This is a genomic window from Oceanobacillus caeni (assembly GCF_042678465.1).
In the GTDB taxonomy this organism is placed as follows: Bacteria; Bacillota; Bacilli; order Bacillales; family Amphibacillaceae; genus Oceanobacillus; species Oceanobacillus caeni.
Genome location: NZ_JBHTKV010000012.1, coordinates 1 through 15,511, shown reverse-complemented (window position 1 = coordinate 15,511; position 15,511 = coordinate 1). Strand labels below are relative to the sequence as shown.

15 protein-coding genes and 1 pseudogene are annotated in these 15,511 nt (G+C 36.7%); 12 read left to right on the top strand and 4 right to left on the bottom strand.

The features are described from left to right. The first annotated feature begins 30 nt into the window (after nt 1–30). The 4 genes from ACFQ18_RS10110 (at nt 31) to murB (ending at nt 3,504) form a co-directional block, all read left to right on the top strand. Nucleotides 31–831 carry a histidinol-phosphatase HisJ family protein gene (locus tag ACFQ18_RS10110; RefSeq protein WP_047184949.1) on the top strand — a complete coding sequence of 267 codons (801 nt, stop codon included), beginning with the start codon at nt 31–33 and terminating at the stop codon, nt 829–831. Between the two features lie 201 nt (nt 832–1,032). Next, nucleotides 1,033–1,416: a YbaN family protein gene (locus tag ACFQ18_RS10105; protein WP_047184950.1), complete on the top strand. Its 384-nt coding sequence runs from the start codon at nt 1,033–1,035 to the stop codon at nt 1,414–1,416. 158 nt (nt 1,417–1,574) lie between these two features. Next, the gene (locus ACFQ18_RS10100) at nt 1,575–2,390 is read left to right on the top strand and encodes an alpha/beta fold hydrolase (protein WP_047184951.1); all 816 of its coding nucleotides are present in this window, start codon (nt 1,575–1,577) and stop codon (nt 2,388–2,390) included. A gap of 196 nt (nt 2,391–2,586) precedes the next feature. Continuing rightward, nucleotides 2,587–3,504, top strand: a complete 918-nt coding sequence (gene murB, locus ACFQ18_RS10095; RefSeq protein ID WP_204798262.1) for a UDP-N-acetylmuramate dehydrogenase — start codon at nt 2,587–2,589, stop codon at nt 3,502–3,504. A 438-nt stretch (nt 3,505–3,942) separates the two neighbouring features. Here murB and ehuA read toward each other — a convergent pair whose 3' ends face one another. From ehuA to ehuB, 4 genes are all read right to left on the bottom strand, one after another. Further along, complete coding sequence (gene ehuA / locus ACFQ18_RS10090; protein ID WP_060667822.1) at nt 3,943–4,716, bottom strand: ectoine/hydroxyectoine ABC transporter ATP-binding protein EhuA; 774 nt, start codon at nt 4,714–4,716, stop codon at nt 3,943–3,945. Next, on the bottom strand, nt 4,716–5,435 hold the full coding sequence (gene ehuD, locus ACFQ18_RS10085; protein ID WP_047184954.1) for an ectoine/hydroxyectoine ABC transporter permease subunit EhuD: 720 nt from the start codon (nt 5,433–5,435) through the stop codon (nt 4,716–4,718). The genes ehuA and ehuD overlap by 1 nt, the downstream gene beginning before the upstream one ends. Then, the gene (gene ehuC, locus ACFQ18_RS10080) at nt 5,432–6,100 is read right to left on the bottom strand and encodes an ectoine/hydroxyectoine ABC transporter permease subunit EhuC (protein ID WP_060667823.1); all 669 of its coding nucleotides are present in this window, start codon (nt 6,098–6,100) and stop codon (nt 5,432–5,434) included. The genes ehuD and ehuC overlap by 4 nt, the downstream gene beginning before the upstream one ends. Nucleotides 6,101–6,196: 96 nt before the next feature. Next, entirely contained in the window at nt 6,197–7,078 is an 882-nt protein-coding gene (gene ehuB / locus ACFQ18_RS10075) for an ectoine/hydroxyectoine ABC transporter substrate-binding protein EhuB (protein WP_060667824.1), read from the bottom strand. Between the two features lie 543 nt (nt 7,079–7,621). Here ehuB and ytzI point away from each other — a divergent pair. The 8 genes and pseudogenes from ytzI (at nt 7,622) to ACFQ18_RS10035 (ending at nt 14,967) form a co-directional block, all read left to right on the top strand. Continuing rightward, the gene (gene ytzI / locus ACFQ18_RS10070; protein WP_371690292.1) at nt 7,622–7,780 is read left to right on the top strand and encodes a YtzI protein; all 159 of its coding nucleotides are present in this window, start codon (nt 7,622–7,624) and stop codon (nt 7,778–7,780) included. Next, a complete protein-coding gene (locus ACFQ18_RS10065; protein ID WP_204798261.1) occupies nt 7,777–8,742 on the top strand; it encodes a Gfo/Idh/MocA family protein in 966 nt (321 codons plus the stop codon). Before ytzI ends, ACFQ18_RS10065 begins: the two co-directional genes overlap by 4 nt. Before the next feature lie 128 nt (nt 8,743–8,870). Then, the gene (locus tag ACFQ18_RS10060; RefSeq protein WP_204798260.1) at nt 8,871–10,463 is read left to right on the top strand and encodes an ABC transporter substrate-binding protein; all 1,593 of its coding nucleotides are present in this window, start codon (nt 8,871–8,873) and stop codon (nt 10,461–10,463) included. 12 nt (nt 10,464–10,475) lie between these two features. Beyond that, nucleotides 10,476–11,468 (top strand): ABC transporter permease, encoded by a 993-nt coding sequence (locus ACFQ18_RS10055; protein ID WP_047184957.1) that lies wholly within the window; start codon nt 10,476–10,478, stop codon nt 11,466–11,468. A 5-nt stretch (nt 11,469–11,473) separates the two neighbouring features. Further along, the gene (locus ACFQ18_RS10050; protein WP_225344133.1) at nt 11,474–12,289 is read left to right on the top strand and encodes an ABC transporter permease; all 816 of its coding nucleotides are present in this window, start codon (nt 11,474–11,476) and stop codon (nt 12,287–12,289) included. 18 nt (nt 12,290–12,307) lie between these two features. Next, nucleotides 12,308–13,741, top strand: coding sequence for an ABC transporter ATP-binding protein (locus ACFQ18_RS10045; protein WP_204798259.1), 1,434 nt, complete (start codon nt 12,308–12,310; stop codon nt 13,739–13,741). Nucleotides 13,742–13,814: 73 nt separating this feature from the next. After that, nucleotides 13,815–14,434 (top strand): annotated as a pseudogene (locus ACFQ18_RS10040) (glycerol-3-phosphate acyltransferase). A 47-nt stretch (nt 14,435–14,481) separates the two neighbouring features. Beyond that, nucleotides 14,482–14,967, top strand: coding sequence for a DUF456 family protein (locus ACFQ18_RS10035; protein WP_204798258.1), 486 nt, complete (start codon nt 14,482–14,484; stop codon nt 14,965–14,967). The last annotated feature ends 544 nt before the right edge of the window (nt 14,968–15,511 follow it).

The following is a 15,511-nucleotide window of genomic DNA, read 5'->3' as shown; positions in this document are numbered from 1 at the left end:
AAAAGTCAATGCACAAAAGGAGCGTTTTACATGTTTGATTATCATATACATAGTGATTTTTCCGCAGACTGTGATACGGAAATGGAAAAGACAGTTGAAAAGGCAATCGAAATTGGTTTAGAGGAAATTTGCTTTACAGATCATATTGATTACGATTATCCGGATAAAGATTGGATTTTTGAGTTTGACTTAAAAGAATATGATAAAAAGATAAAGGAACTACAAGAAACATATCGCAGCAAAATTCGTATTAAAAAAGGAGTAGAAATCGGGGTAGAACCACGGTTGCTTGATAGATATGAAAAATTAATGCAAGAGGAAACCTTTGATTTTGTTATATGTTCCATGCACTCAACGGAAGAAAAGGATCTTCATTCGGGAGACTTTTTCAAAGATAAAACAGTTGATAAGGCATACGAAATTTATTATGAGGAATTACTAGAATGTGTCAAACGTTTTAAAGGTTTTCATATTTTAGGTCACCTTGACTTAGTTAAGCGTTATACAAACGAGAAAAGTAAACATCATTTTCATGAGGTCATTCGAGAAATCTTTGCAGAAATTATTCCAGCAGGAAAAGGGATTGAATTAAATACCTCAGGATATAGATATGGCCTTGAAGGTGGAATGCCAAGTCCGGATATCTTATCTCTATATAAAGAATGCGGTGGAGAGATTATTACATTAGGTTCGGATTCTCATCTAGAAACAACGCTAGCATACAAATTCAAAGAATCACTGGAACTCTTAGAATCCATTGGCTTTCAATACATTGCTACATTTAAAAATGGGCAACCTATCTTTAATCCAATTACTGAGATAAAACGATAAGCGGTTGTGCAAAAGGTCCGGTGAAAATAAATAGGACGTTGCGTTTTTAGCCGATCTCGGTCCTTTTTCATCCCCTTTTTGAACGCGCATAATAAACGGACATCCGTATAAGATGTCATAAAATGTTCTAAACCATACAGATCAAACAGTTATTAATGGTGTTATAATGAGTACGATTGCTTAATTAGTAGGTGTAAAAATATGCAAACAGTGAAAAAGCTATTTTTGATAACTGTAGGTTCTCTTTCATTGGGAATAGGTATTATAGGGATATTTTTACCTTTAATACCAACAACACCATTACTTTTACTAGCAGCTGCTTGTTATATCCGTAGCTCAAAGAGACTTTATCATTGGCTAATTACAAATAAACACTTTGGCCAATATATTTTAGATTACCGAGAAGGAAGAGGGATTCCTTTAAAGGCAAAGGTGATTGGTGTTACGATGATTTGGGTTTCTATGTTATACACCGTTATCTTCGTCGTTCCGTTAATCTTTGTTAAAATACTTTTATTATGTATCGCTGCATATTTTACTTGGTTTATATTAAAACAAAAAACATTACAAAATCATACAACTTGAGAAAGGGTTCAACAAGTTCGGTAAAAATGATACTTCGACGTTTCTAGTTGGCGATAGCTTACGGTGGGGCGAGTAATCGGATCCCCAGGACGTTGCACATTTAGCCGACCTAGGTTTTTTCATCGTACTTTTGAACTCACGCTTAAAGAGGGAAGAATTTGAAAAATAAAATCAGACTAATTATCGGTATCATTCTATTTATACTTTTTCTAACTGGTATTACTGCATATATTTATATCCCAAATAAAGCAAGGTCAGAAACAACGAATAGTATACCAACTGTGTTTATTCATGGGTACAAAGGGACAGCTAAATCTTTTAATACGATGCTTAACCGTTTTGAAAAGAATGGTTGGGGGAAAAAAGGATTGGTCTATTTTATTTCTTCAAATGGACGAATCCTGGATTATAAAGTAAATGGGGCACAAGCCGATCAAATGTTTGTTCAAATTATACTGCAAAATAATCGAGCTAATTTTTCGGATAGTGCCAGATGGCTATCTGATGCATTACGCCATTTGAAAGAGAATTATAATGTAAACACAGTTAATTTAGTTGGACATTCCATGGGGGGAATTATTTCCGTTTATTACATGCAGCAATATAATACGGAAGACTATCCTAATGTTCGACGATTTGTTGCAATCGGAAGTCCATTTGATGGGATTTATAATAAGGAATATTTTAAAAAGCATCAAGATGCAGCTGCAAATGATTTGAAACCAAATTCAGTAGCACTCCGAATGCTTTACCAAGGGGGATTTCCTCAAACAGTTGATGTATTAAACATCGGTAGTACAGGAGATTTAGTTGCTTATCCTGAAAGTGTCCAAACGATTCGGAATATCGTTCCAGAAAATCAACTAAAAGAAGTTATCATACAGGATGATGATTTAGGACATAGTGATTTGCATGAAAGTCAGAAAGTTGATCAAATGATTCATTCTTTTTTGTGGCAAGATGAGTCACAATGACTTACAATATAAAAGGAAATTATCTATTTAAAAAATCACCAAATACTTTGGTGGTTTTTTAAATACTTTTAACATATAGTTGAAATGTAAAGAGCAAAGCGGAAGTGCTAGTCGCCGGACGTGGCCTTTCTTATAAAAAGATTAATAAGCTGAATTGTTATGCTTCCATATATATTAAATAAAAGGAATGATTTTGTTGGAAATCAATCATCATCTTTATAATAAACTAATCGAGATTACTTCAAAAGAAAATGTATTAGCAAATGAGGAACTAAGGAATCATACGTATACCAAATTAGGTGGGAGTGCAGATTTTTATGTTACTCCAGAAAACTATAAAGAAGTACAAGATATTGTAAAACTTGCAAACAGTGAAAACACTACTTTTACTTTGTTAGGAAATGGTTCTAATTTAATTGTAAAAGATGGTGGGATTCGAGGTATTGTATTAAATTTACAAAAGCTAAATGAAATTAAGACAGAGGAAAATGTCGTTGTTGCACAAAGTGGGGCAAGAATTATTGATGTTTCTAGGCACGCTTTAAAAGAGGAGCTAACTGGTCTGGAGTTTGCCTGTGGAATTCCAGGTTCTGTAGGTGGAGCATTATATATGAATGCCGGTGCTTATGGTGGCGAAATTAAAGATGTATTAACAAGTGCAGTCGTTGTTACAAAAGAAGGGGAATTACATACTGTTGCAGCTGATGAGTTAGATTTGACTTATCGGAAAAGTAATATCCCAGATAATGGGTACATTGTCCTTGAAGCTGAATTTTCATTAAAGAATGGAAAATATGATGAAATTAAAGCAATTATGGATGATTTGACGTATAAGCGTGAATCGAAACAGCCTTTAGAATATCCATCTTGCGGAAGTGTATTTAAACGCCCACCTGGATATTTTGCAGGTAAATTAATTCAAGATAGTCATTTACAAGGTAAACAAATAGGAGGGGCACAGGTCTCTCGTAAACATGCAGGATTTATCGTAAATGTCGATAATGCGACTGCAAGTGAATATATCGAATTAATTCACTTTGTTCAACATACAGTAAAAGACAAATTCGGTGTAGCGTTGGAACGTGAAGTTCGTATTATTGGGGAAGATAAATAAAAGGCTTGGAAAAATAAGCGTGATACTTTTATCAACAAAGAGTTGGTGGGGTATCACGCTTATTTTTTTGGTTAGATGTGTCTGTATTAGTTGGACTTTAACCGTGTTATCACGGACAGATTTCCCTCTTTTTCCAAGCAAATGTCCATGAGTGGTTATCAGGGACAAAATCTCCTTCTTTTTCCGAATTCGGTAACTCATTCGCCTTATGAGTGCCGGAACGCAGCTTCTTTTTCCAGATTCGGGCACTCATCCGCCTTATGAGTGCCGGAACAGGGCTTCTTTTTCCGAATTCGGTAACTCATCCGCCTTATGAGTGCCGGAACACGGATTCCTTTTCCGAATTCTGTAACTCATTCACCTTATGAGTGCCGGAACGCAGCTTCTTTTTCCAAATTCGGTAACTCATCCGTTTATGAACATCTCAACATGGATTCTTCAAACACTCCGAAAACGGTGCAAGAATGTTTGTAATCGTTCGTTTGTGGAGTGCTCGATGACTTCATTTGCGGTGCCTTGTTCTGCAATCACTCCATTATCTAAAAATAATACTTTGTCAGCAATATCTAGTGCGAAGTCCATTTCATGTGTGACGAGAACCATTGCCATATCGTCGTTGCGTGCTATATCACGAATAACTTCAAGTACTTCCCCGACTAGTTCGGGATCTAAAGCAGATGTTACTTCATCAAATAACATGATTTTTGGTCTCATCACTAATGCTCTTGCCATGGCAACACGCTGTTTTTGCCCGCCAGAAAGTTGGCTAGGATAATTGTTCAACTTGTCACCGAGTCCAACTCTTTCCAACATTTGAATTGCACGTTCGTGTACCTCACGTTTATCTTCCTTTTTTACGTGGATTGGAGCGGCCATGCAATTCTCTAAAATAGTCATATGAGGGAATAAGTTGAAATGTTGAAAGACCATTCCGATATCTCCGCGAACGTCTCTTAAATGTTTCTCATTCGCGCGAATCATTTTCCCATTCTTTGCCATTTTCCATAAATTCGTTCCATCGATAATGATGTCTCCAGAAGTTGGTTCTTCTAATGTCATTAGCATACGAATAATCGTTGTTTTCCCCGAGCCACTTGGACCAATAACGGCAATCTTTTCAGCTGGAAAAATATCTAAATCGATGCCTTTAAGAACCTTGACATCGCCGAATGCCTTATGAACATTCCTATACGTTACAATTGGTTCTGACATTACATCATCGCTCCTTTTTTCATATTTTCCAATGTTGCTTTCTTATCAAAACGTGTGTTCAATTTTATTTCTAATCTTTTAATGAGAATGGCGGACGGATAACTTAGCAATAAGAAAATGATACCAACGATAGTCAATGGTTCTAGATAGGCCCAATTTTGTGCCCCATACGTATTTGCCATTAACAGGATACCTGCGACACCGATAGTTGATGCTAATGGAACCTCTTTAAACATAATAATGAAATAGTTTCCTAGCATTGGAATGGTTGGAGGGAGTGCCTGTGGTAAGATGATTCTTCTCCATTTATCAACGGTAGAGAAATTTAGTGCCTTGGCAGCTTCCCATTGCCCTTTATCCACGCTTTCAATTCCCGAACGATAGATTTCACCGATATACGTACTAAAATGAATACCTAAGCCAATAACCGCACTTGTAAAAGGACTAAGTGTCACGCCAATTCCGGGAATCATTGGCCAAGCATAAAAAATGAAAAAAAGTTGCACAAGTGGTGGGGTAGATCTAATAAATTCCATCGTCCAAGTAATGATCCAATTTAGTGGCTTATTCGGGATTCTTCGTAAAAATGTCCAAACAAAACCAAAAAGTAATGCAAAGAAAAAACATGTAAAGGTAAGTCCTATCGTAATTCCCAAACCTTTTAGAACAATGGGGAGGGCTTCGAGGAATGTATCCCAATTCCAATAGTTGCTATTCATCCACTAGCCACCCCTTTCTTAGATATGCTTTCTCCTTTTCTAGTTAACCAGATAAGTGGGAGAGCAAGAATAAAATAGAGTACTAATACTAATAAATAGATAAGTGGTGCTTGGGATAGGTTCGTACTTCGCATTATATCACCATAATAAAGGACATCCTTTAAACCGATTAATGATACTAAGGCAGTCCCTTTTAACATTTGAATGGTGTAGTTGCCGAACTCGGGTAACATCATCCGAACGGCTTGCGGAAATATAATGAGACGCATCCGTTGGAATCTTGACATATTTAACGCAATCGCTGCTTCTGTTTGTCCTTTTGCGACAGACTGTATGGATCCGCGTACAACTTCTGATAAATAGGCACCATAGTTTAAACCAATGGCAATAACCCCTGCCCACCAATTGGAACCTAACTGAATTCCGAAGAGCATTGGTATGGCGTAATACAACCAGAATAACTGTACGATTAGAGATGTTCCGCGGAATACCTCTACATAAAATCCTGTAACTTTTCGAATGACTATATGATTAGAAAGACGGCATAAGCCAGCAATAAAAGCCATGAGATAGGCGATAAGTGCGGATGCGATCAGAACGGTAACTGTAACGCCAAGCCCTTTTAGTAGTTGTGGGAATATGTCTATTATTGCACTAATGTTCATCACTCCTTTATAAAAATAGGTGTAGAAAAAAATATAGAGTCAGGCCCCTAGGCGAGGGAACCGGACCCTATGGAGTCATCGTCTATTTTTCCTTCATTAAAATTCCCCATTGCAAACGGCTTCTGTTGTAACTTCATCAGGCACGGCATTCATTTGTGCGCTGTAACCATTTTTCTCCAGTAATTCAGTAACGGTTCCATTTTCTTTTAGTTCAGCCAGTTTTTCGTTGTATGCGTCTACTAGTTCTTGATCTTCTAGATTAAATGCAGCAGCACCATAGCTAGGCACTCCATCGATATCGGGTTGTTCAAATGTCTCAACAAATTCCAAAGCATCTGTATTAGCGGATTCTAGCGCCATTTTAACTGTCATCTCTGTTCCAGTTGTCGCATCTGCACGCCCAGATTGAACGGCAGAGAATGTAGCTGGGATATCTGGAGCCGTAGTGATTTGGTCCTCACTTACTCCTTCTGATTTTAAAAATTCAATTTCTGTAGCACCCTCCATAACTACTACGGTTACGTCGGGATTATCTGCTATATCTTTATAGCTTTCTAGACCTAGTGGATTCCCAGCTTCCACAATTAAACCTTCTCCATATTGCATTTCTGGTTCCCCAAATAATGCATTTTTGCAACGGTCAGGGTTAATTGCCATACCAGCCGTTACGACATCAAATTGTTGTGCTTGTAAACCAGGGATAAGTTGACCAAAGTCTGCTAGTTGTGAATCCATTTCTTCAATTCCTAGTTCTTTAAAAACTGCTTCTGCGATGTCAACAGCCGCCCCTTTTAATTCACCACCTTGTTCATAAGCATAAGGCGGTTCATTGGCAAAACCAATCTTTACGGTTCCCTTTTCTTGAAGTTGCTCTAATTTACTTTTTCCTCCTTCTGCGCCGGCATCACCTGATCCGCCGCATGCAGCTAAAAAGATTAAACCTATTATGGTTACAAAAGTTAAAAATAATTTCTTCAAGTTTAAATGTCCTCTCCTTTTAAATGAAGTATTTGTATCCATATTTCTAATTAAGAAAAATAATTCAGTTGGAACTTTTACCACTGGATCCATGGTAAGAAAGAAGTTAAGATAGTGAAAAAACGTCAAGAAAATGGGTGAAATACTGGGGAACTGTAAAAAAGTAAATTTCTATTATAATGATAGAGGTGTTCATAAATGGATTCAAATCCAGTATTTTCTGAAAATAGAGGATTATCCGTGAATGCTTTTTATTAAACGAGTACAAATGATGTATCCAAAGATATCCGAGCGAATCATCTATTATTCTCTTAAATCCTAAAAATTTGTTAGGGAACCCCTTATTTGAAAAGGAAAGAATGATATAATAAAGAAGGCTTCTATCAGTTGGGGGTTTCTTTCATTCGCCACTGATGGTTACCTTTACGGGCAGTTGATTTCCCACCTACCTTCTAGAAGCTTGAGGTGGAAGTCTTACTGCCTGTTTAGGTGGGGTATATATTTAGCAGAGAACTACTTCTAAGAAGAATTGGGGGGATGAAAGTGAGTACATTAACACTCATTACTATCGTGTCTGTCTTTATTGTCATCCTTATTTTAGTATTAGTCATTGTACAAATTAATAAGGGATATGAATATCAACATACGATTGACCCACACCCAGATGAAACTAAACAAGATGAAGAGAGGGATAATGCTTGATTTCTTATTCTACAATTGGGACAAGTTGGATTACCGAATCATTTATTGAAGCAGTTAACCTAACTGGAAAAGCAGTGCTTTCTTCGGTTTACTCTAGAACAGAGGACGGAGCTAAGTCTTTTGCAACAAAAAATGGAGCAGACCGTTGGTATACTGAATTAGATGAGATGTTAAAGGAAAATACTGATTTTGTTTATATTGCTTCTCCAAATACATTACACGTTGAACACATTATTAAAGTGATAAAGGCAAAAAAACATGTTTTTTGTGAAAAACCAATGGCATTAACTGAAGAACAGCTCCAAATCATTTCAGGATTAGCTGAAGAAGAAAATGTATTTGTATTTGAAGGATACCGACATTTATACTCTCCTAATTATGAAATATTTAAGAATACGGTAGAAAAAATTGGATCGGTTCGTAGTTGTGTTCTTCATTTCAATCAATACTCTTCCCGTTATGATGCATTAAAAGAGGGAAAGAAACCAAATGTATTTTCAAAAGAGTTTGCTGGGGGAGCTCTTACGGATTTAGGTGTTTACCCATTAAGTATGGCAATTGATATGTTCGGTGAGCCTAGTAATCTGGATTATTACCCAGTCATGTTGGAGAACGGGGTGGATGGTAGTGGTACCCTAGTTTTAGATTATAGGAGTTTCGTTGTAACTATCCTTTGCTCTAAAATAACTCAAGCAATCATGCCTTCTGAAATACAAGGGGAAGAAGGAACGATTACGATGGATCACATTGCTCCTATTAGAAAAATTTCCTATTATGATCGTAAAAATAAACAAATGAACGAGCTTGCTGTTGAACAGGAAGAGCAAGACATGGTTTATGAGGCGGAGGCATTTATTCAAATGATCTCAGAAAGCAATGATACTACGTATAAACAAGCATTGGAAAGAAGTAAAATAGTAGTTAAGGCGTTAGAAGCTGCTAGACTTAAACTCAATCCATAATACATATGAGATGTCTGTTAGAAAAGAAATGACAGACATCTTTTTTGGTAATAAAACATTTAATTGGAGGTTGTAAAATAGTAAAATAAACTGTACGGAAAGACAAGCTTTAATAAGGAGATTATGAAATGAAAAAATTATCATTTATTGTTTTATTTTTTGCAATGATAAGCTTAGTTGCTTGCTCTAATACGGAGACTGAAAAAAGTGAGGATGCTAATAAACAAAGTGACGAGTTAATTCTTGCAGTTGGAAGTGAGCCGGAAGAGGGATTTGACCCTACTACAGGGTGGGGGAGATATGGCTCGCCTTTATTTCAAAGTACATTACTTCGATATGACAAAATCTTTGAAATTCAAAATGACCTCGCAGAAAGTTATCAAGTGAGCGATGATGGACTTACATGGACGGTGGAAATTCGCCAAGACGTTCAGTTTTCTGATGGAGAACAGTTGAACGCGGATGATGTTGTGTTTACTTTTCAACAAACCAAAGGAAGTGGTTCGGTTGTGGATTTAAGTAATGTAAAAGGCATAGAAGCGGTTGATGATTACACGGTTCGCTTTCATTTAGAGAAGCCAGATTCAACCTTTATCGATTTACTTGTAACAACTGGAATTGTTCCAGAACATGCCTATGATGAAAATTATCGGGAACATCCTATAGGTTCAGGACCATATCAACTTGTTCAGTGGGATAAAGGTCAACAAATTATAGTAGAACGAAATCCACACTATTATGGAAAAGAACCATACTTTAAAAAATTAACGTTTCTTTTCCTATCTGAAGATGCGGGATATGCTGCTGCAAAGGCTGGAGAAGTAGATGTAGTTTCCATTCCTTCCAGCTTTGCGAACGAAAAAGTGCCAGGTATGAAATTAATCCAACTAGAATCTGTTGATAATCGAGGAGTTATGTTCCCATTTGTCCCTAGTGGGGATATGACAGAGGATGGGTTTCCGATTGGAAATGATGTAACAGCAGATATTTCTATTCGAAAAGCCATAAACGTTGGAGTGGATAGAAAGGCCTTGGTAGACGGGGTATTGGATGGATATGGAACACCAGCTTATTCCGTTGCCGATCGATTACCGTGGTGGAATCCGGATACGGTGATAGAGGATCATGATATCGAACAGGCAAAGGAAATTCTAGACGAAGGTGGCTGGAAGGAAACAGATGAAGGTGTCAGAGTGAAAGATGGTAAGGAAGCCGCTTTTACGTTATTTTATCCTGCAGATGATCAAAATCGTCAGTCTCTATCCATGGCTTTCGCTGAAATGATGAAACCATTAGGAATTTCCGTTACGACAGAGGGAAAAAGCTGGAATGAATTAGAACAATTAATGTATTCCGAGCCTATCATGATGGGCTGGGGTAGTCATGATCCGCTTGAAATGTATAACTTGTACAGTAGTAAAACACGAGGAATAGGTTATTATAATACGAATTATTATTCGAATGAAGTTGTTGATCAATATATGGAACAAGCGTTACGGGCAACATCAACAGAAGAAGCGAATGAGTATTGGAAGAAAGCACAATGGGATGGAAAAGAAGGCTTCTCAGCAAAAGGGGATGCGCCATGGGCATGGCTTGTTAACCTGCAACATTTGTATTTAATCGATGAAAATCTAGAAATTGGGGAACAAAAGATTCAACCACATGGACATGGGTGGCCAATTACAGACTTTATTGAAGACTGGCATTGGAAGGAGTAGGAGAGGCTGAGTTTGAATTTAAAACGTGTATTTAAGTTTATTTTGAGTAAGGCAGTAAAACTATTAAGTTTACTTTTTGCAGTTAGTGTTATTTCTTTTACATTAGTGGCAATTTCACCAATTGATCCTATTCAGTCCTATGTAGGTGCGGATATAACGAGGGTGAGTCCGGAACAAAGAGAAGAGATTGCTGAATATTGGGGCCTGAATGAATCTAGAATATTGCAATTTATGAATTGGGGAAGTGCGGTCATCCAAGGGGATCTTGGGACTTCCTTAATCTATCGGGCCCCTGTAATCGATATTATCTTGGAGCGTTTCCTAGCCTCATTAGGATTAATGGGGCTAGCTTGGCTATTATCAGGGGTTATCGGTTTTTTACTAGGTGTCGTTGCGGCGGTTAAGCAAGGGACAATCATAGATCGGTTCATTAAAACTTATTGCTATACATTAGCTTCCACGCCCACTTTTTGGTTAGGTTTATTATTATTAACTGTTTTTTCAGTATGGCTCGGTTGGTTCCCAATTGGTCTAGGCACTCCAGCTGGTGTATTGGCAGAAGATGTATTTATACTAGATAAGTTCAAGCATTTATTATTGCCAGTTTTAACATTAAGTATTATCGGGGTATCCAACATTGCGCTTCATACTAGGGAAAAGCTAGTAGAAGTATTACAAAGTGAATATATCCTTTATGCGAAGGCTAAAGGAAAAAAAGGCTATCAACTTGCTTATCAACATGGCTTACGTAATATCGCCTTGCCTGCTATTTCTATTCATTTTTCATCTTTCGGGGAAATTTTTGGCGGATCTGTTATTGCGGAGCAAGTATTTTCCTATCCAGGTCTTGGGCAAGCAGTTGTACAAGCTGGTCTTGGTGGAGATGTTCCTTTATTATTAGGTATTGTATTATTTAGTTCGGTATTTGTATTTATCGGAAACTTACTTGCCGATATTCTTTACAAAGTAATTGACCCCCGTATAAGAAAGGGGGACCTTCATTGAATCGGATAAATATAAGAAGAAAAACAATGATAAAAATAGCCGTTTCGGTTCTTTTCCTTTTAGCCATTATCAGTTCCGGAATGTCGATAACGGATGAGGAACTTCTTATCCATATGGAAGGGAAAAATGAGGCACCATCCTGGAATCATATATTTGGTACGGATTGGTTAGGGCGTGACATGTTAGCAAGAACCTTAAAGGGCTTAACGTTAAGTATTGGAGTAGGTATAGTAGCCGCATTAACGAGTTCCATTCTTGCTTTATTTTTTAGTTTATTAGCTTCGTGGAATAGAATGTGGGATCGGTTTGTCACATGGTTAATAGATCTATTTTTAAGTGTCCCCCATATAGTCGTTTTAATATTAATTTCCTTCGCCGCGGGTGGGGGTTTTTATGGTGTGGTGATTGGTTTAGCACTCACTCATTGGCCTAGTATAACAAGGATCTTGCGTGCAGAAATCTTACAAATAAAAACAGCTGAATATGTTAACATTTCCATGAAATTAGGAAAAAGCAAATTATGGATTGCTAGAAATCATTTTTTTCCACATGTATTCCCGCAATTGTTTATAGGTTTCTTGTTAATCTTTCCACATGCCATTCTCCATGAAGCTGCCATAACCTTTCTAGGCTTTGGATTATCACCTGAACAACCAGCAATAGGTATTATATTATCAGAGTCTATGCGTTATCTTTCGGTAGGTATGTGGTGGCTTGCCTTTTTCCCGGGACTAGCTCTATTAGTTATGGTAAGCCTATTTGATATGTTAGGGAAAAATGTGAAACGATTTATCGATCCCTTTGATGGGATGAAGTCTTAGTGCAAGGAGGGGAAATGGATGGAAAACCCGCAACCTCCATTATTAGAAGTGAAGAATTTTTCATTAGCGTTTCGAACCTTTAAAAAAGGGTTAGTAGAAACAGAGATGAAAGTGATTAAAAACCTTAACATGACGATAAATGAAGGAGAAATTGTTGCAGTCGTTGGTGCTAGTGGTTCCGGGAAAAGCTTATTGGCCAGTGCGATTCTTGGTATCTTACCAAAGCATGCATTAACGGACGGAGAAATTATTTATAAAGGCAACAAATTGAGAGAGAAATATAGGGGGAAGGAAATTTCATATATCCCCCAATCTACTCAAGCTTTGAATCCTTTAATGAAAGTTGGGAAACAGGTTCAAGAGGTTATACAGAATCAAGATAAAAAGCTTGTTCAACAAAAGGTTTTTACTCAAGTAGGTCTTTCAAGTGAGGTTTCTGATAAATATCCATTTGAATTATCTGGTGGGATGGCAAGAAGAATTTTAGCGGCTACGGCTATCGTTAGCCCGGCAAAATTGATTATTGCTGATGAGCCAACACCGGGACTTGATCCACAAACCCTAGACGAACTTACCTCTCTTCTTAAACAGCTATCCCAAAAAGGGAAAGGTATCATGTTCATTACTCATGATATTGATACGGCATTAAAATTGGCAAATAAGGTAGTTGTTTTCCGTGATGGTGAAACAGTTGAAATAGCTAAGGTTGAGGATTTCTCGGGAAAAGGGGAAATGCTACAACATCCATTTACAAAGGAGTTGTGGAATGCACTTCCGCGAAATGATTTTTTTGTTAAGGAAAAGGAGATTATTCCAATAACGAACGAATCATCGAAACTTGAGGTGGAAGGAATTAGCTTTAAATATGGGAATGGAGATTATTTATTTAAGGACCTTCATCTAACCATTCACCCTGGTGAAATCGTTGGTTTGCATGGATATAGCGGGTCAGGAAAAACAACGATGGCTAAAATCATTGCCGGTTATATGAAGCCTGAAAGTGGTAGGGTATTGCTTGGCGGTAAGCAAATTAAAAATAGGGGAATACATCCTGTTCAGTTTATTTGGCAACATCCGGAGAAGTCCATCAATCCAAGATGGAAAATGCAAAAAATATGGATGGAAAGTAATATGGATCGTAAAGTATTAGATGAACTTGGAATAAAAGAAGAGTGGTTATCCCGTTGGCCAAGTGAATTGTCAGGAGGAGAGCTACAACGATTTTGTATAGCAAGAGCATTTCAAGACGAGACTAAATTCATTATAGCCGATGAAATTACGACAATGCTTGATGCCATTACACAAGCGCATTTGTGGAAAATGTTACATCGTGTTGCGAAGGAGCGGAATATTGGTGTCCTTGCGATAAGTCATGATTCCTATTTATTGCAGCGTATAAGCGACCGTATGATAGACTTCCAGGATTTTCAAGGCGCCCAATTTCAAAAATGACTCAAACTTTTGAACCCAATAGGGCATTTTTTTAATATAATAGAAATAAGTAATCGTACAGGGGAAGAATCATATGTATTTTCTAATCTCAACTTTGATTGGATACTTATTCGGTTGCCTAAATGGTTCACAGCTTGTTGCTAAACGAAAACAGATAGATATTAAAAAATTAGGGAGTAAGAATGCAGGCGCCTCTAACACTACGATGTTGTTAGGGTGGAAATATGGTATATTCGTTGCTCTCGTAGATATTTTTAAAGCAACCTTGGCAATTTTATTAATGGTATCCTTCTTGGAATATAATGGAGTAATGGATGAATATCAGATTATACTACTATATAATACTGCCTTTTTTGTTATTTTAGGTCATAACTATCCAATAACAATGAATTTCAAAGGTGGAAAAGGTACAGCCTCTATTATAGGTGCTTTTTAGCAATCGATTTTAGAATTGCAATTATTGGGGTTATTATATTACTACTAGTAACATTTACAACGGATTATGCTGTATTCGGAATTCTGAGTATGTATGTAGCTTATTTTATAGAGACATACATGGTTTAAGGTACTGATCCAGCAACAATTGTTTTAGTACTTATTCTAATGGGTATGATGAAACATTGGGAAAATCTAAGACGTTTTATGAATAAGGAAGAGATTAAACTTTCCAGTATATATCGGAAAACTTCTTAACAAATGGTTCTAGGCCTTATTCAAATTTCTTTTTGGAGGAAGCATATATGTTAGATTGGATGGTCTGGATTGTCATTATTGTGTTGTTCATATTGAGTTTTGCCGGAATCATTTATCCAATCATTCCGTCAGTCCTTGTCATTTGGGTTGGTTTTTTGCTTTATCAGTTTATCATCAACCCAGATGAACTCACGATTGTTTTCTGGATAATAATGGCTATCTTTACTCTGTTTTTATTTTTAGCAGATATATTAGCAAATAGTTATTTTGTGAAAAAATATGGTGGCAGTAAATGGGGAGAACGAGGTGCGGTAGTAGCGGTTATTGTTGGATCATTTATTATCCCACCTTTTGGTATTCTTATTGTTCCCTTTATTACCGTATTTGTCATAGAGTTATTACAACAGAGACCTCCTAACGACGCAATCAAGGCATCCATCGGTTCGTTGCTTGGCTTTTTAGGCGGGTCTATTGCCAAAGTATTGATTCAGTTGATTATGATCATTTGGTTTTTTATTGTTATTATATTTTGAGGATGACGTTTTTAGTAAATTCTTACACTTGATGTGGGTCCATCACAAAGGATATCGAGAAAGTGAAGAAAATCCTGTTTTATCAACTAAATTATATAGGATTTTCTTCACCAAAAAATAAACAGTTTTAAAATTCAGTTACCCGGTCTTTCAAGTGTGAATAGAAAGGCTATTTCTCCACCTGCCTATTTATAAAACTATATATACCCCAATATACTAAAGGGAAAATAGTTATTATGAGAAAGGCTGTTTGATTACTAATATACTTTGAAGAAATATATAGGAAGACCATTATTATTAAAAAAATTATATATACAGTTTTTCCAGATAATCTATTTTTCATAAAAACCACCGCTCTTCAAATTAAATACCTGCAAATATTTTTTTACTGACTTTATTATTACATTAGATTAAGTAACGAGTAAAGATCTAAAATAATAAAGGAATCGATCATACTACTTTTAATCCCCTATGTGTAAAATAGTTCTCGGGGATTTGAAACAAAATTCTAGAAAAAAAAGAAAAGGCGCTCTATCATAAATGT

Excerpts from the sequence above, each read along its gene's own strand:
- ACFQ18_RS10110 (WP_047184949.1), top strand. The coding sequence starts at position 31 with ATGTTTGATTATCATATACATAGTGATTTTTCCGCAGACTGTGATACG.
- ACFQ18_RS10105 (WP_047184950.1), top strand. The coding sequence starts at position 1,033 with ATGCAAACAGTGAAAAAGCTATTTTTGATAACTGTAGGTTCTCTTTCA.
- ehuA (WP_060667822.1), bottom strand. The coding sequence starts at position 4,716 with ATGTCAGAACCAATTGTAACGTATAGGAATGTTCATAAGGCATTCGGC.
- ehuD (WP_047184954.1), bottom strand. The coding sequence starts at position 5,435 with ATGAATAGCAACTATTGGAATTGGGATACATTCCTCGAAGCCCTCCCC.
- ehuC (WP_060667823.1), bottom strand. The coding sequence starts at position 6,100 with ATGAACATTAGTGCAATAATAGACATATTCCCACAACTACTAAAAGGG.
- ACFQ18_RS10060 (WP_204798260.1), top strand. The coding sequence starts at position 8,871 with ATGAAAAAATTATCATTTATTGTTTTATTTTTTGCAATGATAAGCTTA.
- ACFQ18_RS10045 (WP_204798259.1), top strand. The coding sequence starts at position 12,308 with ATGGAAAACCCGCAACCTCCATTATTAGAAGTGAAGAATTTTTCATTA.
- ACFQ18_RS10035 (WP_204798258.1), top strand. The coding sequence starts at position 14,482 with ATGTTAGATTGGATGGTCTGGATTGTCATTATTGTGTTGTTCATATTG.